Raw genomic sequence first — 22649 nt, forward strand, 5'->3', positions numbered from 1 at the left:
GTGGGTCGCCGGCGGGTGTCGGCGTCCCTGCCGGTGTTTCCCTGGGACACGCTGGCCGAGGCACGGGCGCTGGCCCGGGCCCACCCGGACGGCATCGTCGACTTGTCCGTCGGCACGCCGGTCGACCCGGTGGCGCCGCGGATCCGGGATGCGCTGGTGGCGGCCGCCGCCGCACCGGGCTATCCCGCGACCGCCGGCACCACGACACTGCGCAGGTCGATGGTGGCCGCGCTGGCGCGCCGCTACGGCGTCACCGGACTGACCGAGGCGGCCGTGCTGCCGGTGATCGGCACCAAGGAGCTGATCGCGTGGTTGCCGACGCTGCTGGGCCTGGGCGCCGGCGATCTGGTGGTGGCGCCCGAGCTGGCGTATCCGACCTATGAAGTCGGCGCCCGGCTGGCCGGGGCCCGGGTGTTGCGCTCGGACTCGCCGACCGGGGTGGACCCACCGCCGGCGCTGGTGTACCTGAACTCCCCGGGCAACCCGACCGGACGGGTGCTGGGCGGCGACCACCTGCGCGAGGTCGTCGGGTGGGCGCGGGAGCGCGGCGTGCTGGTGGTGTCCGACGAGTGCTACCTGAACCTGGGTTGGGATGCCCGGCCGTTGTCGGTGCTGCATCCCGCGGTGTGCGACGGGGATCACACCGGCCTGCTGGCGGTGCACTCGTTGTCGAAGAGCTCATCGCTGGCCGGCTACCGGGCCGGTTTCGTTGCCGGCGACCCCACGGTGGTGGCCGAGCTGCTGGCGGTGCGCAGACACACCGGGATGATGGTGCCGACGCCGGTGCAGGCGGCCATGGTCGCCGCCCTCGATGACGACACCCACCAGCGCGAGCAGCGAGACCGCTATGCGCGCCGGCGAACTGCGCTGTTGGCGGCTCTTCGATCGGCCGGTTTCACCGTGGATCATTCCGAAGCGGGGTTATACCTGTGGGCCACCCGCGACGAGCCATGCCGCGCGAGCGTCGACTGGCTGGCGCGGCGCGGCATCCTGGTGGCCCCGGGGGAGTTTTACGGCCGGCGCGGTACCCGGCACGTGCGGCTGGCGCTGACCGCCACCGATGAGCGGATCGCCGCGGCCGTTGCCCGGCTGCGGCCAACCGGGTCGCCCGGGAGAGACACCGACCCCGCGAGGGCGCGCTTTTCGGAGCCCCGGTGAAGGAACACGGCGCATGACCGCATCGGCGGGCCGGCCCGGCGTCCCGCTGGCGTTCACGGACGTCGTCAAGCGGCTCCTCCTGGGTAAACCCTTGGTCAGGGAGGAGCTTAAGTCCGAAAGATTGTCCAATCCCGTTGCTCTCGGCGCGCTTTCCCCTGACGCGATTTCATCGACCGCCTATGGCCCCGAACAAATCATGATCGAGTTGCTGCCGCATGCCGGACCGGCCGCATTCGTGTTGGTGCTACCCATCACGGGAGTGATCTTGCTGATCCTGGCGCTGGTGGCCGCGTCGTATCGGCAGGTTGTCATGGCCTATACCCATGCCGGTGGCTCCTACATCGTGGCGCGGGATAATTTCGGCCCCCGGGTAGCGCAAGTCGCCGCCGCCGCCCTGTTAATCGACTATGTGGTCACGGTCGCGATCCAGTGCGCTGCGGGCACGGTGGCGGTGGCCTCGGCGATCCGTCCATTGGGCCCCTACAGCCTGGAGATCACCATCGCGGTCGTATTGCTCATCTGTTATGCCAACCTGCGCGGATTGCGCGAAGCGGGCCGGCCGTTCGCTGCGGCGACCTACTCTTTCGTGACCATGATCACGCTGGTGATCGTCGTCGGCGTGGTCCGCGAAATTGTCTGGGGCTTACCGGTATACGATCCGCAACACCTGCCCGGAGCGGTGCCGGTCCATCAGGGGAATGGGTTGGTGATGGGCGCGACGATTCTGGTGTTGCTGCGCGCGTTCGCCAATGGCGGCACGTCGCTGACCGGGGTGGAGGCGATCTCCAACACGGTGAATATCTTCCGTCGCCCGCAGGGTCTTAACGCGCGCCGGGTCCTCACCGCGATGGCTTGTATCCTCGGGTTTTTGTTAGCCGGGGTCGCCTATCTGGTGCACGTCACCCACGCCACCCCGTACGTTTCGGAATATCCGTCGATGCTTTCCGAGATCGCCCGGGCGGTATTCGGTAGCGGGGTGATCGGGAACACCTTGTATCTGCTCGTCCAGGCATTAAGCGCGGCCATCTTGTACACCGGCGCGAACTCCAGCTTCAACGGTTTCCCCGCGTTGGCCAGTTTTGTTGCGGAGGACCGTTTCCTGCCGCGTCAGCTGATGAAACGCGGTTACCGCCTGGTGTTCTCCAACGGCATCATCACTCTCACGACGCTCGCGGTGGTGCTGCTGGTGGTCACCGGAGGCTCGGTCAATGCCCTGGTGCCGCTGTTCGCGATGGGTGTGTTCAGCGGATTCGCGATGGCCGGTTATGGCATGACCAAACACCATCTGACGCACCGGGAGCCCGGCTGGCGGCACAAGCTGGTGATCAACCTGTCGGCGGGGATTTTGTCGACACTGGTGGTGGGGATCTTCGCGGTAGCGAAGTTCACCGAGGGCGCCTGGCTGGTAGTCGTTGTCTTTCCCTTACTGGTGTTCGCGCTGATCCGCCTCAACCTGGAGTACCGGGCCGAGGCCGCGATTCTCGAGGCGTCCCGCACCGACCGCCCCGACGTGGTGAAGTATGCCCGCCACCGGGTCTTCATCCTGGTGAGCTCGCTGGACCTGGCGGTGCTCGAGGCGCTGCGCTATGGAAAGGGATTACGCGCCGACGAGCTGACCGCCGTGCATTTCATGGTCGACGCGGCTCATGCCGCGCGGCTACGGGAACGCTGGAATCGTTTCAACCTCGACATCCCGCTGCGGATTGTGGACTGCCCGGACCGGCAGCTCATCCGGGCTGCACAAGAGCTCGTCGTCGCCGCGCGAGACCAATACCCCGACACCAACGTGACCGTGCTGCTGCCCCGTCGCACCTACCCGCCGCTGCTGGGCCGGTTGCTGCATGACCGCACCGCCGACAAGATCTCCCGGGCGATCAGCGGGATCTCCGACGCTGCCGCCACGATCGTGCCCTATGATGTGAAGTCCCGGATCAGGGAAGCGTTTCCCGACCTCTTCGGCCAGCGCATCGCGCGGAAACTCGCGAAAGTTGAGGCGCGAATTCTTTTGGGCCAAGGGCAGGACTTTGAGGCGTATGAGCACGCTCAGCACCCTGAGCACCCGGCGCCCGTCGTTGCGATCCAGGGCCTGATTCCCGGACAGCGGGCCACCATCGAAGGCTGTGTTCGCCAGGTCGAGGACGTCGCCAAACGCCGGCGAACGTTCCGCCGGGTAATCCTGGCCGATGACAGCGGAGATATTCGCATCGCGTTTCGACCGGGGCACGGCGCCGACATCCGTCCCGGCCAACGGCTGCGCATCACCGGGAAGGCCCGTCAACACGGCAACGGCCCCATGTCGATGGCCGATCCGGCGTATACCGTGATCGAACATTCCGGCGATACGGCAAACCCCTAACGATCCCTGCACCGGGTCTTTCCGTCGATCTTTCGACGCCTGTCTTCGGCCGGTGAGTCAACTGGAAACAGGACGAAACATGTTGGCAACGATGCCGCAACACGTTGGTTTGCGGCACCGCTAAAAATTCATTCGACGGTTTCCGGCCAGCGCTTCGGGTAAGGAGTGATGTGACATCATCGGCTCACCGGTTGAGCACCCCGCTGTCTTTTTCCGACGTGTGCAAGCGCATTTTTCTGGGAAGGCCGCTGATTAGCGAGCGGCTGGAAACGGAGCGATTGTCGAATCCGGTTGCCCTCGGTGCACTGTCACCAGATGCGATCTCATCGACCGCATATGGCCCAGAGCAGATCATGATCGAATTGTTGCCCGCAGCGGGGATGGCGGCGTTCATGTTGTTGCTTCCGATCACCGGGGTCATCTTGCTGATTCTGGCGCTGGTGGCCGCGTCGTATCGGCAGGTCGTCATGGCCTACACCCGAGCCGGCGGATCCTATGTGGTCGCGAGGGAGAATTTCGGGCCCCGGGTGGCGCAGATCGCCGCCGCCGCATTGTTGATCGACTATGTGGTCACGGTGGCGATCCAGTGCGCCGCCGGCACGGTGGCGGTCGCCTCGGCGATACCGCCACTGGGCCCCTACAGCCTGGAAATCACCGTGGGTGCGGTGCTGCTGTTTTGTTATGCCAATCTGCGTGGATTGCGGGAGGCGGGCCGGACTTTTGCGGTGCCGACCTATTGGTTCGTCGGGATGCTCACGCTAATGACCGTGATCGGTCTGATGCGCGAAATTTTTTGGAGTTTACCGAAATATGATCCGCAGCACCTTGACGGGGCGGTTCCGGTCCATCAGGGCAGCGGACTGGTGATGGGTGCGACCATCCTGGTGATACTGCGGGCGTTCGCCAACGGCGGCTCGTCGCTGACCGGTGTTGAGGCAATCTCTAACACGGTCAATGTCTTTCGTGATCCGCAAGGACCCAATGCCCGCCGCGTGCTCACTGTCATGGCCTGGATCCTCGGTCTATTGTTGGCGGGGGTTGCCTGGCTGGCCTATGTTACCCGGGCCACCCCGTTTGTCGCCGGATACCCGTCGATGCTCTCGGAGATCGGCCGGGCGGTTTTCGGCGGTGGGGTCATCGGGAACATCCTGTATTTCTCGCTGCAGGCCTCAAGTGCGGCGATCCTGTACAACGGGGCGAATACCAGTTTCAATGGCTTTCCGGCGCTGGCCAATTTCGTTGCCGAGGACCGTTTTCTACCACGTCCGTTGATGAAACGCGGTCACCGGCTGGTGTTCTCGACGGCCATCATCACGTTGACCGTGCTGGCGGTGGCACTGCTGCTGGTGACGCACGGCTCGGTCAACGCCTTGATCCCGCTGTTTGCGATGGGTGTGTTCAGCGCATTCGCGATGGCCGGCTACGGCATGACCAAACACCATCTGAGGCACCGGCAGCCAGGCTGGCGGCACAAACTGGTGATCAACTTGTCGGCGGGGATTTTGTCGACACTGGTGGTGGGGATCTTCGCGGTGGCGAAGTTCACCGAAGGCGCCTGGCTGATCGTCGTCATCTTTCCCGCGCTGGTGTTCACGTTGATGCGACTCAACCGCCAGTATCGGGCGGAGGCAGCGGTTCTCAAGATGTCGCGCGAGGTGCGCGAGCGTACCGAGTCGCTCGGTTTCGCGTGGCATCGGGTGTTGGTATTGGTGGATTCGATTGATCTTGCTGAGCGGCAGGCGCTGCGCTACGCCAAGGAATTGCGCGGCGATGAGCTGACCGCGGTGCACTTGGTGGTGGACGCGGATCATGCCGCGCGGCTGCAGCAGCGCTGGCAACGCTTTGATCCCGACACCCCGCTACGGCTGGTGGATTGCGCGGATCGCAACCTGAGCCGGGCCGCACAAGAGCTGGTGGTGCGGGCGCGCAATGACAATCCGGACACCAAGGTGACGGTGGTGTTGCCGCGGCGCGGCCACGCGCCGCTGGTGGGCCGGCTGCTTCATGACCGCACCGCGGACAAGTTGGGCCGGGCGGTCAGCCGGGTCCCGGGTGCGACCGCGCTGATCGTGCCCTATGACATCGACTCTCGGATCGCGCAGGCGATCCCGGGTCGTTTCGGGCGATGGAGCGCGCGGGGGCTCGGCACCCTGCAGGGCTGGATTTCGCGCGGGCAGGACTACCAACATTTCCGGCCGCCTGCGGCGGTCACCGCGGTGCAGGGCCTGATCGCCGGGCGGCGGGCCACCATCGAGGGCCGGGTCCGCCGGATCGACGAGATCAGCAAAGGCGGACGAACGTTTCGGCGGGTGGTCGTCGAGGATGACAGCGGAGAAGTCGGGGTGCTGTTTCATCCCGGTCAGGGTGCGGATATCCGCACCGGTCAGCTGGTGCGGATCAGCGGCAAGGCACGCCGCAACGGCGGGCGGGCCCTATCGATGGTCGACCCGAGCTACCACGTCGTCGAGTACCGAGAAAGTGAGGTGTTGTGACAACATCGGCTACCACAGCTGCGGCTGTGACCTCATCGGCTGAGCCCTTCGGCGTCTCGCCGTCGATCGGCGACTCGTGCAAACGCATCTTTTTGGGAAAACCACTGACCACCGAGCACCTGGAATCGGAGAGATTGTCCAATCCGGTGGCATTGGGCGCGTTTTCCCCCGACGCGATTTCCTCAACCGCCTACGGGCCTGAGCAGATGATGATCTCGTTGCTGCCGAGCGCCGGGTTGGCCGCGTTCGTGCTGGTGTTGCCGATCACCGGTGTCCTCTTGCTGGTTTTGGCGCTGGTGACCGCGTCATATCGGCAGGTCGTTATGGCCTACACCCGAGCCGGGGGCTCTTATGTGGTGGCGCGGGAGAATTTCGGTCCGCGGGTGGCGCAGGTCGCGGCCGCGGCGCTGCTGATCGACTACGTGGTCACGGTGGCCGTGCAGTGTGCCGCGGGCACAATAGCGGTGGTGTCGGCGATACCCCAGCTGCGTCCCTACCATCTGGAAATCACCGTGGCCGCGGTGCTGCTGATCTGTTATGCCAACCTGCGCGGGATGCGGCAGTCCGGGCGGATGTTCGCGGTGTCGACCTACTCGTTTGTCATCATGCTCACGGTGATGATCGCCGTCGGGGTGTTCCGCGAAGTCGTCTGGGGTTTACCGAAATACGATCCGGCGCACATCGCCGGAGCGGTGCCGGTTCATCAAGGCAGCGGGCTGGTGATGGGCGCGACGATTCTGGTGTTGCTGCGCGCTTTCGCCAACGGCGGCACGTCGCTGACCGGTGTCGAGGCGATTTCCAACGCGGTCAATTACATTCGCGAGCCACAGGGTGTTAATGCGCGTCGGATCCTCACCGCAATGGCCGGCATCCTCGGGTTTTTATTGGTGGGTGTGGTGTATCTGGTTCGTGCCACTCACGCCACACCGTATGTCGCCGGGTATCCATCGATGCTCTCCGAGGTCGCCCGTGCGGTGTTCGGCGGCGGCGTGATCGGCAACAGCATGTATTTGCTCGTGCAGACCGCGAGCGCGGCGATCCTCTTCACGGGCGCGAACACCAGCTTCAGTGGTTTTCCGCCGATGGCGAGCTTTGTGGCCGAGGACCGTTTTCTGCCGCGACCGCTGACCAAGCGCGGACATCGTCTGCAGTTTTCCAACGGCATCATCACGCTGACCGCCTTGGCGGTGATACTGCTGCTAGTGACCGGTGGCAAGGTCCACGAACTGGTGCCGCTGTATGCGATCGGTGTGTTCACCGCGTTCGCGATGGCCGGCTATGGCATGGCCCGCCACCATGTCACACATCGCCGGTCGGGCTGGCGACGCCAGCTGGCGATCAACCTGGGCGCCGGAATCATCTCGACGATCGTGGTGGGGATCTTCGTGGTGGCCAAGTTCACCGAGGGGGCCTGGCTGATCGTCGTGGTCTTCCCCCTGCTGGTGCTGGCATTGATGCGGCTCAACCGGCAGTACCGCGCCGAGGCAGCCGTCCTGGAGATGTCGCGCACCGAGCACCAGCGTCCGGAGTTGTGCAACTACGCGCGGCATCGGGTGTTCCTCTTCGTGGATTCGGTCGACCTCGCCGAGATCGAAGCGCTGAGCTACGCCAAAGACCTGCGCGCAGACGAGCTGACCGCGGTGCACTTCGTGGTGGATGCGGCCCACGCCGCGCAGTTGTGCGAGAGTTGGGGGGAGTTCGATGGCGACACCGCGCTGCGGGTGATCGACTGCCCGGATCGAAACGTTAGCCGGGCCGCACAAGAACTGGTCTTGCAGGTGCAAGACGAACAACCCGACACCAAGGTGACGGTGCTGTTGCCGCGTCGGGAATACCCGCCGCTGGTGGGCCGGCTGCTTCATGACGCGACGGCAGACAAGATGGCCCGGGCCGTCAGCCGCATCCCGGGTGCGACCGCAATAATCGTGCCCTACGACATCGGGTCGCGGATAGCACGGGCGGTCCCCGAGGCTTGCGCGCAACAGGTCGCGCAGGAAATCGGCGCCGTGTAGACGCGAATCCTCGCACCGAAACCCTCGCCAGGCACGCCCTGGCTTGTGGCCGGCCAGGCCGTTGCGCCACGCCGGGGTGCATTGTGCCCGGTCACGTAGGGTGTAAGCCGTGCCTAGCCAGCTGCGGATTCATCCCGAAGTCGCGGACGCGCTGGCCGCCGGCAGGCCCGTCGTCGCGCTGGAGAGCACCATCATCAGTCACGGTCTACCGCGTCCCGACAACCTCGGCATCGCGCGGGAGATCGAGCAGGCGGTGCGCTCCGGCGGGGCGGTGCCGGCCACGATTGCGATTATCGGCGGCCAGCCGCACATCGGCCTGGACGATGCGCTGCTACGACGCATCGCAGACGGCGACGCGGTGGTCAAGGTCGGTGTCCGCGATGCCGCGGCGCTAGCGGCCCGGGGCGGGGACGGGGCGACGACGGTCGCCTCGACCGCGCACTTCGCGGCGGCGGCGGGCATCACGGTTGTGGCCACCGGCGGGCTGGGGGGCGTGCACCGGGGGGCGCGCGACAGCTGGGACGAATCCGCTGATCTCATGACCCTTTCGCGGACCGGGGTGCTGGTGGTGTGCGCGGGTGTCAAATCGATCCTGGACGTCGCGGCCACCCTGGAGCGGCTGGAGACTCTCAATATCGGGGTGATCGGCTACCGCACCGACCGGTTCCCCGGCTTTTATCTGGCCGACTCCGGTTACCCGATCGGCTGGCGGGTGGAGACGCCGGCACAGGCCGCCGAGGTGCTGCGCGCCCGCCGCCGGGTGGGCACCGACGGCTACGGGCTGGTATTGGCCAACCCGATCGCGGCCGACGAGGAGATGGACCGCGCGCTGCACGATCGGGTGCTCGCCGCCGGCCTGGCTGCCGCCGAGGCGAGCGGTGTGCGTGGCAAGGACGTCACCCCATTCCTGCTTGACTTTTTTCACCGGGAGACCCGCGGCGCGTCGGTGGCCGCCAACATCGCACTGGTGTTGTCCAATGCCCGGTTGGCCGCGGAGGTCGCCGCCGCGTACGCCGCTGCATAATTGGCAAAATTCTGCATAATTGGCAAAATTCTGCATAATTGGCAAAATTGTTGTGTTGACTGCGGGTTCGGCGTTGATGCGCCATCGCGCTGTTGTCGACAGGTGCGGCGGCGCAGGTAATTGGTCGGTAGGCAGACACCCGACCAGAAGCAACAGGCGACTTTCCCCGACCTTGACAAATACCGCGACGACGAACTGGCCTAGGTTGCGACCGCCGCACGACTGCGACAGTCAAGACACCAGGTTCCGGGGCTCAACGATCGGTTGCCCGCAGGCTAAGCGAAAACAGCAGCCGCACATCCGGATCGGCCAATGACGTTGACAGCAGTTTCTCGATCCGGCGCACCCGATAACGCACCGTGTTGGAGTGGACATGCAGCTGCCGGGCGGCGGCCGCGATATCTCCGAAGCTGTCCAAGTAGGCTCGCAGCGTCTCGGCCAGCACCGGGTTGGCCGCCCGCAGATCGCGGATCCGTGGGTCGATCAGCCGCTCGTCGGCACCCACCATCGTCACGATCTCGTCGAGCAGCACGGCGGTGCGCGCCTCGGCCGGTGAGCTCACCTGACCGATGGACATCGGGTGGCGCTCAGCGCTGTCCAGCACCCGGTCGACCTCTTTGCGCGCCGCCGCCGCCCCGGTCAGCCCGGTGATCGGGGCGGCGATGACAGCCCGTAGCTCGACACCCAGCTCGCTGCGCAGCGCCGCGATGGTGCCGCGGATCCACGAGGTCACCGACCGGGAATTCGCGGCCTGCGGCAGCAGCACATACACCCGTGAGCCTTTCGAGGCGACTTGGGCATCACCACGAAAAGCGCTGGCGCTCAATGCCAAGACATCGGTCAACCCCACTCGGTGATCGGCGGTGTCGAAACCGATCACCGCGGCCGTCCCATCGGCGGCGATGCCGAGTTCGCGGGCGATGAGCGCAGAGCTCTCCGCAGGCGAGCCGCCGTCGGCCGGATCCGGGTCACGCAGCCCCAACAGTTGCTGCACCCGCAGCGCAGCTATCGAGGGCCGGGTCGCCAGCCGCGACATGATGCGGGCCGCCAGCACCGCGGCTCCACGCAACATCTCCTCGGCGTCCTCGGCCAGCGGTCGCGAGCCCTGCTGGACCCAGATGGTGCCGGCGAACACCGGTGCGCGGCGGGAGTCCGGCGGGGGATGGTGAATTCCGATCGCCAGCCGCGGCCGCAACCCCAGCTCGGGTCGCTCCGCGACGTGGATTACCCGACCGCTGGTTCGCAGCGCCTCGAAGATGCCCCACTGCGCAATCCATTCCAGATGCTCGGGTGGGCCGGCGCGACCCAGGATGGACAGCCGGCGCAACTCATCGGCCTCGTCGTTGGAGGCCGAATACGCAAGCACATGCGACTGTTCGTCCTCGATGCTGACCATCCCGTGGATGCGGTCGGCCAAAGACTGTGCCAGACCGAACAGGTCGGTTCCCGAGTCGGTCAGCGGGTCGGTGCGGCGATGCTCGAGCACATGGTTGACCAGCCGGTAAAGCCGCTCCCAGCGGGCCCGCGGCTCCACGGCCACCACCGCGGTCCCGGCCATCGCCGCCCTGGCCACCAGCTCATCTGAGGGCTGCTTGACGAAGATGGCCACCGGGAGCTGCCCACCCGGTTTAGCGATCCATTCCAGCGCCTCGGCGTCGGTGACACCAAGGAGAAAGAAGACATCGGCCGAGTCTGCGCCGGAAGCCAGGCCCAGCCGCAGATCGTCGGAATCCACCAGCGCCGCCGACGCCACCGGCAGGTCCAGGCCGCGGGGGGCATCCACCAGGCTGACCATGGTGGCGTCCAACGCGAGCAGCAGCTGACCCAACCCGACCCCGACTGCCCGCATATTGTCCAAGCATACGATAGCTACCTATAAACCTTGTCCGATCAGACAGCCAGTTTGGCGTTTGCGCGCGCGATCCTGACAGCATGGACGCGATCACCGAGGTACCCCTGCCTTTCAACGAGCCGGTCCGCGAATACGCACCGCGGTCCCCCGAACGCGCCCGGGTGCGCACCGCCCTGGCCGCGCTGGCCGCCGAGCCGATCGATCTGCCCCATGTCATCGCCGGCGAGCACCGGATGGGCGCCGGGCAACGCATCGATGTGGTGCAGCCGCATCGGCATGCCGCAACACTGGGCACGCTGACCAACGCCACCCACGCCGACGCCGCGGCCGCTATCGAAGCCGCAATGGAAGCCAAACAACATTGGGCGGCCACACCGTTCGACGAGCGTGCTGCGGTCTTCTTGCGTGCCGCCGATCTGCTGACCGGTCCGTGGCGGGAAAAGATGGTCGCCGCAACCATGCTCGGCCAGTCCAAGTCGGTCTATCAGGCCGAGATCGACGCGGCGTGCGAACTCGCCGATTTCTGGCGGTTCAACGTGGCGTTCGCCCGTCAGCTTCTCGCGCAGCAGCCGATCAGTCCCCGGGGGCAGTGGAATCGTATCGACTACCGACCGCTGGATGGGTTCATCTACGCGATCACGCCGTTCAATTTCTCGGCTATCGCCGGTAACCTGCCCACCGCACCCGCGCTGATGGGTAACACCGTGGTGTGGAAACCGTCGATCACCCAGACGCTGGCGGCGTATCTGACGATGCGGTTGCTGGAAACCGCCGGGCTGCCGCCCGGCGTGATCAATATGGTCACCGGCGATGGGTACGCAGTTTCAGATGTGGCCCTTAGTGATTCGCGGCTAGCCGGCATTCACTTCACCGGCTCGGCCGCTACCTTCCAACACCTGTGGCAGCAGGTAGGCGCCAATGTCGGTCGCTACCTCAGCTATCCTCGGGTGGTCGGGGAGACCGGCGGCAAAGACTTCGTGGTGGCCCACGCCTCGGCGCGGCCAGATGTGCTGCGCACCGCGCTGATCCGGGGGGCGTTCGAGTATCAGGGGCAAAAGTGCTCGGCGGCATCGCGTGCGTTCATCGCGCAGTCGGTGTGGCAGCGGATGGGCGATGAATTCCTCGATGCGGCCGCGGCGCTACGCTACGGCGACGTCACCGACTTGTCCAACTTCGGCGGCGCGCTGATCGATGAGCGTGCCTTCGCCAAAAACGTCAACGCTATCGAGCGCGCGAAAGGGACTGCCGGTATCACCATCGCTGTCGGTGGTGAATATGACGACAGCGTCGGCTATTTCGTTCGGCCCACCGTGTTGCTGGGCGACGATCCGTCCGATGAGGCATTCTCGACGGAGTATTTCGGGCCGATCCTGTCGGTGCACATTTACCCCGACGAGCACTACGAGCGGATCCTCGAGGTCATCGACATCGGGTCGCGCTATGCGCTGACCGGCGCCGTCATCGCCGAAGACCGCGGCGCGGTTGCGGCCGCGCAAGAGCGGCTGCGCTTTGCGGCCGGAAACTTCTACATCAACGACAAGCCGACCGGCGCCGTGGTCGGTCAGCAGCCGTTCGGTGGTTCACGCGGATCGGGGACCAACGATAAGGCCGGGTCGATGCTGAATCTGATGCGCTGGACGTCGGCGCGTTCGATCAAGGAGACGTTCGTCCCGCCGACCGAGCACACCTACCCGCACCTGGCCGCCGAGTGATGTTGGAATTGTTCGCCAGCACCGCACGACCGGCGATCCTGGCAGCCAGCCGGTCGGAAAGGCTGCGTCGCGCCGCCGAACGAATGCCGGTGACCCGCAAGGTGGTGCGCAGATTCGTGGCGGGGGAAAGCATCGACGCGGTGCTGGAAAGCATAGCGGGACTGCGGAAGTCGGGCCGTTACATCAGCGTCGACTATTTAGGCGAGGAGACCACCGATCGCGACGGCGCCAACGCGGCGGTTCAGGTCTATCTGGAGGTGGTCGACGCGCTGGGGCGGTGCGGCGGCGCCGACCGCAATGGCGTGCGGCCGCTGGAGGTGTCACTGAAGCTCTCCGCGGTGGGGCAGGCGCTTCGCCGTGACGGCGAGAAGATAGCCCGGGAGAACGTGTCCGCGATTTGCGCTGCGGCGCAGCGCGTCGGTGTGTGGGTGACGGTGGACGCGGAAAGCTCCGCCACCACGGATTCGACGCTGTCGATCTTCCGCGAACTGCGGGCCGACTTCCCGTGGCTGGGCTTGGCTTTGCAGGCGTACCTGCACCGTACGCTCGCCGATTGTGAGGAATTCGCCGCCGCCGGTGCACGAATCCGGTTGGTCAAGGGTGCTTACGACGAGCCCGCCGCGGTCGCCTATCGTGAGCGGAGCGCCGTCACCGCAGCGTATCTGCGCTGTCTTCGGGTGCTGATGGCCGGCTCGGGCTATCCGATGGTGGCGTCGCATGACCCGGCCGTGATCGATGCCGTGCCGGCACTTGCTGTAGAATGTGGGCGCACTGCTGAGGATTTCGAGTATCAGATGCTGTATGGCATCCGCGACGCCGAGCAGCGGCGGCTGGTCGGCGCCGGGTACTCGGTGCGAGTGTATGTGCCCTTCGGCACCCAGTGGTACGGATATTTCGTGCGGCGGCTGGCCGAGCGGCCGGCGAACTTGGCGTTCTTCTGGCAGGCGCTGACGGAACGGTGGCGGTGAGGCTGGTGATGTGCGTTCCTGTTTCGGGCGCGGTGGGCGCCCAGGTGAAGCGGCGGGCGCAATGACCCCGGTGGCGCCGCGGAAGGCGGACGGTAACCTCGCTGGCATGCTGCTGACCTCCTTGAATCCCTCGGCGGCAACCGCCGGACGTGACCTTGCCGACGCTGTTCGCATTGGTGACGTCACGCTGAGCCGCAGCGATCTGGTCGGGGCCGCGATGTCGGTTGCCGAGCGGGTCGACGGTGTGCAGCGGGTTGCTGTGCTGGCCACACCCACGGTGGCCACGGTGCTGGCGATCACCGGCTGTCTGATGGCCGGTGTGGTTGCGGTCCCGGTGCCCGACGAAGTCGGCGTGGCCGAACGGCGGCACATCCTGTCCGACTCCGGGGCCCAGGCTTGGCTGGGGGAGCGCCCTGCGCAAGGAGAAACGGAGGGAGAAGACCTGCCCCATATCCCGGTACGGCTGCGGGCCAGCTCCTCGCACAGTTACCCGGAGCCGTCCGCGGACGCCACCGCGCTGGTGATCTACACATCGGGCACCACCGGTCCACCGAAAGGGGTGCAGCTGAGCCGGCGGGCGATCGCCGCGGACCTGGACGCGCTGGCGCAGGCCTGGCAGTGGGCCGCCGAGGACACCTTGGTCCACGGGCTTCCGCTGTTTCACGTGCACGGCTTGGTGTTGGGCCTGCTCGGGTCACTTCGTATCGGAAACCGCTTCGTGCACACCGGAAAACCCACACCGATCGAGTATGCGCGGGCCGCTGCTGCCGGCGGTGGCACGCTGTATTTCGGTGTCCCGACGGTGTGGTCGCGGGTGGTGGCCGACCCGGCGGCGGCCCGGGAGCTGCGTTCGGCGCGGTTGCTGGTTTCCGGAAGCGCCCCGCTTCCGGTTCCGGTGTTCGAGCGACTGGCGCGGCTGACCGGTCACGCCCCGGTGGAACGGTACGGCACCACCGAATCGCTGATCACGCTGTCCACCCGTGCGGACGGCGAGCGCCGCCCGGGCTGGGTCGGTCTGCCGCTGACCGGTGTGCAGACCCGGCTGCTCGACGACGCCGGAGCCGAGGTTGCGCATGACGGCAAGACCGTCGGGCGGCTGCAGGTTCGGGGCCCCACGCTGTTCGACGGGTACCTCAACCGTCCGGGAGCCACCGCCGAAGCGTTCGACGCCGGCGGCTGGTATCGAACCGGTGATGTCGCGGTGGTCGATAGTGGTGGCATGCACCGCATCGTGGGGCGCGAGTCGGTCGACCTGATCAAGTCGGGGGGATATCGGATCGGCGCCGGGGAAATCGAGACGGCGCTGCTCGGGCATCCGGGGGTGGCGGAGGTGGCGGTCGTCGGCCTGCCCGACGAGGATCTCGGTCAGCGAATCGTCGCGTTCGTCGTTGGGGACGCCCGACCGAATGATTTGATTTCCTTTGTAGCTCAACAGCTCTCGTTGCACAAGCGCCCGCGTGAGGTGCGGATCGTAGATTCGTTGCCACGCAACCCGATGGGTAAGGTGCTCAAAAAGGAGCTGATGGCATAGGGCAACCGGTCGTGCTCATCCGCCGGTTGCTAGTTGGCGTGCAGCTCGGGGTTCAAATCGATGCCCTGACCGTCGCGGGACACCACCTCGACGGCGCCGGTCAGCGAATTGCGGCGGAACAGCAGATTGCTGCGACCGGACAGCTCATGGGCCTTGACCGACGTGCCGTCGGGCAGGGTGACCTTGGTGCCCGCGGTGACGTATAGGCCGGCCTCGATAACGCAGTCATCGCCCAGCGAGATGCCCAGCCCGGAATTGGCCCCCAGCAGGCAGCGTTTCCCGATCGAGATGACGTGCTTGCCCCCGCCGGACAGGGTGCCCATGATGGAGGCTCCGCCGCCGATGTCGGATCCGTCGCCGACCACCACGCCCGCCGAGATGCGGCCTTCCACCATCGACGCCCCCAAAGTGCCGGCGTTGTAGTTGACGAATCCCTCGTGCATCACCGTGGTACCCGGCGCCAAGTGCGCGCCGAGACGCACCCGGTCGGCGTCGGCGATGCGCACCCCGCTCGGGATCACGTAGTCGACCATCCGCGGAAACTTGTCGACGCCGTACACGATCACCGGCCCGCGGCGGCGCAGCCGGGCCCGTACCGCCTCGAAACCGTCCACCGCGCAGGGTCCGTGATTAGTCCACACCACGTTGGTCAGCACCCCGAACAGGCCGGCGGCGTTCAGCCCGTGCGGCGCGACCAGCCGGTGCGAGAGCAGATGCAGTCGCAGGTAGGCGTCGTAGGCGTCGGTGGCGGCGTCGGCCAGCGAGGCGATCACGGTGCGCACCGCAACCGTTTCGGTGCCGCGGTCCTCGTCGCGGCCCACCAGCGCGGCCAGGTCGTCGGGCACCTCGGTCACCGGCAGGCGCGCCGTGCCGCTTTGACCCGAACCGGTCAGTTCCGGTGCGGGAAACCAGGTGTCGAGAACCGACCCGTCCGCGCTCAGGGTCGCCAACCCGATGCCCGAGGCTGCTGTCATGTCCGCCACGCTACTTGTCGGGCCGGAACACGGGAACGGGCGCCGTTAGGCTGGGTGCGTGTTGGACCTACGCGGGGACCCGGTCGAGCTGACCGCGGCGCTGGTCGACATCCCCAGCGAGTCACGACACGAGGCGCGCATCGCCGATGAAGTGGAGGCCGCGCTGCGTGCGCAGACGTCAGGCTTCGAGATCGTCCGCACCGGCAACGCCGTGCTGGCGCGCACCCGGCGCCACCGCCCGTCGCGGGTGCTGCTGGCCGGGCATCTCGACACCGTACCGGCGGACGGAAACCTGCCCAGCCGCCGCTCGGCCGGCGAAGAAGGCGACCTCCTGCACGGCTGCGGGACGGTGGACATGAAATCCGGCTGCGCGGTGTTTCTGCACTTGGCCGCCACGATCGCCGAGCCGGTGCCCGACCTGACGCTGGTGTTTTACGACTGCGAGGAAATCGAAGCGGCGGCAAACGGATTGGGCCGCATCCAACGCGAATTGCCGGCGTGGCTGTCCGCCGACGTGGCCATCCTGGGCGAGCCCACCGGAGGTTACGTCGAGGCCGGCTGCCAGGGCACCCTGCGCGCCGTCATCCGCACGACGGGAACCCGCTCCCACTCCGCTCGCTCCTGGCTGGGCGACAACGCCATCCACAAGCTGGGTGCGGTGCTGGACCGGCTGGCCGGGTACCGGGCCCGCACCGTCGAGATTGACGGCTGCGCCTACCGGGAAGGGTTATCGGCGGTGCGGATCGAGGGCGGTGTCGCCGGAAACGTGATCCCCGACATGGCATCGGTGACGGTCAACTACCGCTTTGCCCCCGACCGCTCGGTGGCCGCGGCGCTGCGGCATGTGCGGGACGTGTTCGACGGCCTCGACGTGCAGATCGAGCAGATCGACGCCGCCGCCGGCGCGCGGCCCGGCTTATCCGAGCCCGCCGTCAAAACCTTGGTCGCCGCCGCCGCCGGGCGGGTCCGGGCGAAATACGGCTGGACCGATGTGTCGCGATTCGCCGCGCTGGGCATCCCGGCGGTCAACTACGGGCCGGGTGACCCCAATCTGGCGCACCGGCGGGACGAGCGGGTACCGGTGGCCCAGATCACCGCCGCCACCGAGCTGCTGCGCCGCTACCTGATGGGCCGCGCCGCCTGACCGGCCGCGCCCTGACCGGCCCGGCTAGCCGACGGGCTGGGTGCGTTGCGCCTGCGCGGCGGCGTCAGCGGCTGCAGGGTGCATCCCCGCGGCGGCCAAGTCGTCGGCTACCTGCGCCAACGCGCGGGCATCGCCGGCCGCCAGCGCGCGGGCATGGGCGACGGTGAGCCGGCCGAGCGCACAGTCGACCTCGAATGACAGCCGTTCGGCGCGATACACCGCCCGGATGTCACCGAGTCGTGCCGCATCCTGCAGCGCGCGCAGCGCGATCGCCGTTTGCCCGGCGCGTTCGGCGGCCTGCACCGCCTCGCGGGCCGCGCCGATCGCGCCCGTCGCGTCGCCGCGTGCCGCCATCGACCACGCCCTGGCCAGGGCCAGCTCGGGAGCGAACAGGGCCGATTTCAGGCCGTGCCGGGACTCGGCCCGGTGGACAACCTTTGCTGCCTCAAATTGATCGCCCCGTTGCCCGAGGGCCTGCGCGAGCAGCATCAACGACAGCGGGCCCCACGAGTAGCCCGTCGGGGTCAACGCGTCGGCGGCCCGCCCCAGCAGCGCAACGGCGGCCTCGAGGTCGCCCTGGGCGATCGCCACGTAGCCCACCAGGACCTCACCGATCGCCCGGCCGGGCTGCTGCAGCTCGGCGAAGTCGGTGTAGCGTTGCGCCAACGCACGCGCCTCCTGCAGGCGTCCCGCCATGACCAGCGCGGTGACCCGGCCGAAGCCGCTGGTGAAGCGCAACAAACCCGGATGCGCGACCGTCAGCGCCCGGGCGGCGAGCGACTCGACGTCATCGAGCCGGCCGATGCGGGCCGAGCACAGCGCCGCGGTCGACGCCGCCCACCCGATGGCCGTCTCGTCGGCCTGGGGTGCGGCCAACACCTCGCGGGCCAACTGAAGCGCGCGCAGCGGAGCGCCCGCATTCATCGCGAAGGTCGCCGCCAGCGCGTCGAGGGTGAGGCGCGCGGTGGGCGCCGTGACCCGGCTGCGGGTGGCCTGCAGGAATGCGGTGGCCCGCTCCGGCTCGCTGAGCATCCAGAACTGGTTCGCCGCCCGGGGCAGCGCCCAGGCCAGCAGCTCGGTCTCGGACAGCTGGTCAGGGTTTACCGCCGCCAGCAGCGCGCCCGCTTCGCGGCCGCGGCCCTGCCAAGCCAGCGCGTGCGCCAGCGGCAGCCGCGCCGCCAGCCCCCCCGACCGCTCCAAGCCGGTCCGCGCCAGGCGTTCGGCCAGCGTCAGCTCACCCAGCCCCAGCGCCAGGTTGGCCGCGGCCGCGAGGTCTGCGACCGTTCCCGGGGTATCGCTGTCGGCGGCCAGTGCGGCCAGCCGCAGCCGGTCACTGGCATGGTTGACCGGATGTGTTGCCAGCTGCGCGAGCACCGACGTGCGCAGGGCACGAGCATGGGCTCCCAGGGCGGCGCCGGCGCGGTGCACATAGAGCGGATGGGCGGCGTAGATCTGGTCCGCTCCGTCGGCGATGACCGCGCCCGCCGCTTCGGCCCGCTCGACGGCCCGCTCACCGGTCAGTGCGGCCAGGTCGGTCCGGGTAAGCGGCTCCGCGACGGCCAGGTAGTTCAGCACCGTGCGCGCCGGGGCGGGCAGTGCGCTCAGGTATGCGTCGATCAGGTCCGCCAACGCCAGGGGAGGCTCGTCACGGCACCGCCATCCGTCGTCCGCACGCAGCATGCCGCCGTCGTGGACCAGATGCCGCAGATACAGCGGGTTACCCTGGCTGCGCGCGAAAACCTGCTCGAGGGCACCGGGCCGCAGCGGCGCCCCCAATGCCGACTCCAGCACCGTGGCCGTGCGCGCCCTGTCCAGGGGCTGGGGATCGATGCGGATGAGCAGCTCGTCGGAGGCCAACGCGGCGATGGCGTCGGGAACCGGCGGCCCGGATTTCAGCGTAACCACAAGCCGGGCGGATTTGGCCAGGGCTAATTGGTACACCATGGTGGCGGACAGGTTGTCGAGATCGTGCGCGTCGTCGACCACCAGCAGCAGGTCCTCGTGGTGGCGGGTGAGGGTGTCGCGGGCCGCCCGCAGCAGCGCGGCCGGGCGCCCGGGCTCGGCGGCGACGTCGATCAGCCGCCGGAAGGCACCGAACGGCACGTTGCGCCCCGGAGCCGTACCCCTTACCCAGCGAAGGACGCTCCCCGGGTGCTCTCGGGCGAATCCCTCGGCGGTGATGCGGGCCAGCAGGGTCTTCCCGACGCCGTCGGGCCCGGCCAGCATCACCCCCGAGCGTTGCGGATGCTGCAGGGCGGTTTGCACGCTGTCCAGCTCGGTGGCGTTGAGCGCGGTGACCCACGGCACTGCCGGATTTTACGGCGCGCGGCGCCGGTGGCGTGGCGATAGGGCGAAATGCGCACCGGGGCAACAGTGGTCTACCTTTCGGTGTGTGTCCCCCGATTCCCCCGGCGAGTGGGCCGTCTGCGTGTACTGTGCGTCCGGACCCACGCACCGCGAGCTGCTGGCGCTGGCCGCCCGGCTCGGCGAGGCGGTCGCCGAGCGGGGCTGGACCTTGGTGTGGGGCGGGGGCAACGTCTCGGCGATGGGGGCTCTGGCCACCGCGGCGCGGGCACGCCGCGGCCGTACGGTCGGCGTGATCCCCAAAATGCTGGTGCATCGCGAGCTGGCCGACCACGCTGCCGACGAACTGATCGTCACCGAGACCATGCGGGAGCGCAAACAGATCATGGAAGACCGCGCGGACGCGTTCATCGCGTTACCGGGCGGCCTGGGAACGCTGGAGGAGCTGTTTGAAGTGTGGACCGCGGGGTATCTCGGGTTGCATGACAAACCCGTGGTGCTGCTCGACCCGGTCGGGCACTACGACGGCCTGCGGGCCTGGCTTTCCGGGCTGGTCGACACCGGCTACGTCTCGCGGGCGGCCTTAGACCGGCTGGTGGTGGTCGATGAGGTGAGCGCCGCGCTGGCGGCCTGCAGCCCCCGCTGAGCGGTTATCGATCGGTTAGGCTGGCCGCCAATGCTGGTTGACGAATCGGGGGACGACGTGGGCGAACACCACGGCTGCGACGTCAGGCCGGTTTCCCTGGCCGACATCGCAACCGGGGTACCGGGCGTGTTGGCAGACTTGCCGGTGATCATCCGCGGTGCGCTCACGGGGCTACTGCCCCAGCCGAATTCCAAGATCTCCATCGGCAAGGTGTTTCAGCGGCGGGCGGCTCGTTTCGGGGACCGGACCTTCCTCCGGTGCGGCGACCGGCGGCTGTCCTACCGCGAGGCCAACGCGACCGCCAACCGCTACGCCGCAGTGCTGGCCGCACGTGGTGTCGGCCGCGGCGATGTCGTGGGGATCATGTCGCGGAACTCGCCCGACGTGGTGCTGTTGATGCTGGCCGCGGTCAAATGCGGTGCGATCGCCGGCATGGTCAACTACCATCAGCGCGGTGAGGTGCTCGCGCACAGCCTGGCCCTCCTGGAAGCCAAAATCCTTGTCGTCGAACCTGATCTGGCCGGCGCGGCCGGTGCTTGCGACGCACGTGATGGGGCGTTACTGACAACGGAGCACCTGGCGGGGCTTGCCGCCACCGCGCCCACCGCCAACCCCAGGTCCGTGTCTGCGGTGCTGGCCAAGGACCCGGCGTTTTACATTTTCACCTCGGGCACAACCGGATTCCCCAAAGCCAGCGTGATGACGCACCACCGCTGGCTGCGGGCGCTGGCCGTGTTCGGCGGATTGGGCTTACGGCTGAAATCCTCCGACACGCTGTATTGCTGCCTGCCGCTGTACCACAACAACGCGCTGACGGTTGCGGTGGCATCGGTGATCAATTCCGGTGCGACGCTGGCGCTGGGTGCCTCGTTTTCCGCTTCACGGTTTTGGGATGAGGTGATTGCCTGTGATGCAACGGCGTTCATCTACATCGGCGAGCTTTGCGGTTATCTGTTGAACCAGCCTCCCAAGCCCACCGATCGCGCGCACCGGGTGCGGCTGATCGCCGGCAACGGGCTGCGTCCGGAGATTTGGGACGAGTTCACGACCCGGTTCGGCATCGCGCGGGTGTGTGAGTTTTACGCCGCCAGCGAGGGCAACACCGCATTCATTAACGTCTTCAATGTGCCTAAGACCACCGGGATTTCGCCACTGCCGTTGGCATTTGTGGATTACGACCAGGACACCGGTGAGCCGCTGCGCGACGAGACCGGCCGGGTGCGCCGGGTGCCACGCGGACAGCCCGGGTTGCTGCTCAGCCCGGTCAACCGATTACAGCCGTTCGACGGCTACACCGATCCGAAAGCCAGCGAGAAGAAGTTGGTGCGCAACGCTTTCCGCGCCGGTGATTGCTGGTTTAATTCCGGCGACGTGCTGCGTCCCCAGGGATTAGGTCACGCGGCGTTCGTCGACCGGCTCGGCGACACGTTCCGGTGGAAGGGCGAGAACGTCGCCACCACGCAAGTCGAAGCGGCGTTGGCCGCCGATGAGGCCGTGGAGGAATGCGCGGTCTACGGCGTCGAGATACCCGGTACCGGTGGGCGCGCGGGGATGGCCGCGATCAAACTGCGCGACGGCGCCGAGTTCGACGGCCAGGCGCTGGCCCGCACACTGTACGATCGCCTGCCGGCATATGCGGTGCCGCTGTTCGTGCGGGTGGTGGAGTCGTTGTCCTATACCTCGACGTTCAAGGCCCGAAAAGTGGACTTGCGTGCGCAAGCCTATGGCCCGGGAGTGAACGACCCGGTGTACGTGCTGGCCGGCCGCGACGCGGGCTATGTACCGTTCTACGCCGAGTACCCCCACGAAGTTTCGGCCGGTAAGCGACCGCAGGCGTGAGCCTGGGGGAGCGCGCCGGCCCGAAAACGCCCGCCGGTAAGCGACCGCAGGCGTGAGCCTGGGGGAGCGCGCCGGCCCGAAAACGCCCGCCGGTAAGCGACCGCAGGCGTGAGTCTGGGGGAGTGCGCCGGCCCAACGATGCCCGCCGGTAAGCGACCGCAGGCGTGAGCCTGGGGGAGTGCGCCGGCCCGAAAACGCCCGCCGGTAAGCGACCGCAGGCGTGAGCCTGGGGGAGGCACTGATTTGCCCGGTTTCTGCTGCTGATATGAGAAACTGGTCGCATTCCTGGTGGCGAGGTGCTGGTGATGGCGGGTGAGCGGGAGTTTCAGGTCGACCTGGAGGCCCTGGTGTGCTCGGCGGCGCACGTCACCGGCCAGGGTGAGGATCTGGCCATCGCGCATCTGGATTCGGATAACCAGTTAGAAGCCGCGCAAACGGGCTGGGTGGGCACTTCCGCGGCGGCGCTGAACACCAGGATGAATGTCTGGTTGGCGGCGTCGCGCACGCTGCTGACCCGGGTGGGCGAGCCGCGTTGCATCTGAATGACGACGCGATTGTTTTTGCGGCGATGGAGCGCGGGAACGCAGCGAGGTTGCGTGCGGTCGGCGTGGCCGATGGCATGGCCGGGGAGTGAGCT

General features: G+C 67.4%; 13 protein-coding genes and 2 pseudogenes. 12 read left to right on the plus strand and 3 right to left on the minus strand.

Going from position 1 to position 22649, the window contains the following annotated elements:
- The first annotated feature begins 15 nt into the window (after window positions 1-15).
- From dapC to QJR12_RS07575, 5 genes and pseudogenes are all read left to right on the plus strand, one after another.
- The gene (gene dapC, locus QJR12_RS07555; RefSeq protein WP_300580284.1) at window positions 16-1158 is read left to right on the plus strand and encodes a succinyldiaminopimelate transaminase; all 1143 of its coding nucleotides are present in this window, start codon (window positions 16-18) and stop codon (window positions 1156-1158) included.
- Between the two features lie 13 nt (window positions 1159-1171).
- Complete coding sequence (locus QJR12_RS07560) at window positions 1172-3514, plus strand: amino acid permease (protein WP_300580285.1); 2343 nt, start codon at window positions 1172-1174, stop codon at window positions 3512-3514.
- 170 nt (window positions 3515-3684) lie between these two features.
- Complete coding sequence (locus QJR12_RS07565; RefSeq protein WP_300580287.1) at window positions 3685-6006, plus strand: amino acid permease; 2322 nt, start codon at window positions 3685-3687, stop codon at window positions 6004-6006.
- 26 nt (window positions 6007-6032) lie between these two features.
- Window positions 6033-8006, plus strand: a pseudogene (locus QJR12_RS07570) (APC family permease); the annotation flags it as partial.
- Window positions 8007-8127: 121 nt separating this feature from the next.
- Window positions 8128-9042 (plus strand): pseudouridine-5'-phosphate glycosidase, encoded by a 915-nt coding sequence (locus QJR12_RS07575; RefSeq protein ID WP_300580288.1) that lies wholly within the window; start codon window positions 8128-8130, stop codon window positions 9040-9042.
- 253 nt (window positions 9043-9295) lie between these two features.
- On the opposite strand, the gene QJR12_RS07580 is transcribed toward QJR12_RS07575, so the two are convergent.
- Window positions 9296-10891 carry a helix-turn-helix domain-containing protein gene (locus QJR12_RS07580; RefSeq protein ID WP_300580290.1) on the minus strand — a complete coding sequence of 532 codons (1596 nt, stop codon included), beginning with the start codon at window positions 10889-10891 and terminating at the stop codon, window positions 9296-9298.
- Between the two features lie 83 nt (window positions 10892-10974).
- On the opposite strand from QJR12_RS07580, the gene pruA reads away from it, so the two are divergent.
- The 3 genes from pruA (at window position 10975) to QJR12_RS07595 (ending at window position 15105) form a co-directional block, all read left to right on the plus strand.
- Window positions 10975-12606, plus strand: coding sequence for an L-glutamate gamma-semialdehyde dehydrogenase (gene pruA / locus QJR12_RS07585; protein WP_300580291.1), 1632 nt, complete (start codon window positions 10975-10977; stop codon window positions 12604-12606).
- On the plus strand, window positions 12606-13574 hold the full coding sequence (locus QJR12_RS07590) for a proline dehydrogenase family protein (protein ID WP_300580293.1): 969 nt from the start codon (window positions 12606-12608) through the stop codon (window positions 13572-13574). The genes pruA and QJR12_RS07590 overlap by 1 nt, the downstream gene beginning before the upstream one ends.
- A 106-nt stretch (window positions 13575-13680) precedes the next feature.
- A complete protein-coding gene (locus QJR12_RS07595) occupies window positions 13681-15105 on the plus strand; it encodes an acyl-CoA synthetase (protein ID WP_300580295.1) in 1425 nt (474 codons plus the stop codon).
- A 29-nt stretch (window positions 15106-15134) separates the two neighbouring features.
- On the opposite strand, the gene dapD is transcribed toward QJR12_RS07595, so the two are convergent.
- Window positions 15135-16088 carry a 2,3,4,5-tetrahydropyridine-2,6-dicarboxylate N-succinyltransferase gene (dapD, locus tag QJR12_RS07600; RefSeq protein ID WP_300580296.1) on the minus strand — a complete coding sequence of 318 codons (954 nt, stop codon included), beginning with the start codon at window positions 16086-16088 and terminating at the stop codon, window positions 15135-15137.
- A gap of 49 nt (window positions 16089-16137) precedes the next feature.
- Between dapD and dapE the strand changes: the two genes are divergently transcribed.
- The gene (gene dapE / locus QJR12_RS07605) at window positions 16138-17223 is read left to right on the plus strand and encodes a succinyl-diaminopimelate desuccinylase (protein WP_300580298.1); all 1086 of its coding nucleotides are present in this window, start codon (window positions 16138-16140) and stop codon (window positions 17221-17223) included.
- 24 nt (window positions 17224-17247) lie between these two features.
- Here the strand turns inward: dapE and QJR12_RS07610 are convergent, their stop codons facing one another.
- On the minus strand, window positions 17248-19530 hold the full coding sequence (locus QJR12_RS07610; RefSeq protein ID WP_300580299.1) for an AAA family ATPase: 2283 nt from the start codon (window positions 19528-19530) through the stop codon (window positions 17248-17250).
- 85 nt (window positions 19531-19615) lie between these two features.
- On the opposite strand from QJR12_RS07610, the gene QJR12_RS07615 reads away from it, so the two are divergent.
- The 3 genes and pseudogenes from QJR12_RS07615 to QJR12_RS07625 all read left to right on the plus strand — a co-directional run bounded on the left by QJR12_RS07615 (window position 19616) and on the right by QJR12_RS07625 (window position 22646).
- A complete protein-coding gene (locus tag QJR12_RS07615; protein ID WP_300580301.1) occupies window positions 19616-20173 on the plus strand; it encodes a TIGR00730 family Rossman fold protein in 558 nt (185 codons plus the stop codon).
- 30 nt (window positions 20174-20203) lie between these two features.
- On the plus strand, window positions 20204-22012 hold the full coding sequence (gene fadD6 / locus QJR12_RS07620) for a long-chain-acyl-CoA synthetase FadD6 (protein ID WP_300580303.1): 1809 nt from the start codon (window positions 20204-20206) through the stop codon (window positions 22010-22012).
- A 305-nt stretch (window positions 22013-22317) separates the two neighbouring features.
- Window positions 22318-22646, plus strand: a pseudogene (locus QJR12_RS07625) (hypothetical protein).
- Window positions 22647-22649 lie beyond the last annotated feature (3 nt).

This window comes from Mycobacterium sp. (assembly GCF_029961025.1).
GTDB lineage: Bacteria > Actinomycetota > Actinomycetes > Mycobacteriales > Mycobacteriaceae > Mycobacterium.

Bases quoted from the DNA above. Each gene is read 5' to 3' on its own strand.
- QJR12_RS07560 (WP_300580285.1), top strand. From the start codon at position 1,172: ATGACCGCATCGGCGGGCCGGCCCGGCGTCCCGCTGGCGTTCACGGAC.
- fadD6 (WP_300580303.1), top strand. From the start codon at position 20,204: ATGCTGGTTGACGAATCGGGGGACGACGTGGGCGAACACCACGGCTGC.
- QJR12_RS07580 (WP_300580290.1), bottom strand. From the start codon at position 10,891: ATGCGGGCAGTCGGGGTCGGGTTGGGTCAGCTGCTGCTCGCGTTGGAC.
- QJR12_RS07595 (WP_300580295.1), top strand. From the start codon at position 13,681: ATGCTGCTGACCTCCTTGAATCCCTCGGCGGCAACCGCCGGACGTGAC.
- pruA (WP_300580291.1), top strand. From the start codon at position 10,975: ATGGACGCGATCACCGAGGTACCCCTGCCTTTCAACGAGCCGGTCCGC.
- QJR12_RS07590 (WP_300580293.1), top strand. From the start codon at position 12,606: ATGTTGGAATTGTTCGCCAGCACCGCACGACCGGCGATCCTGGCAGCC.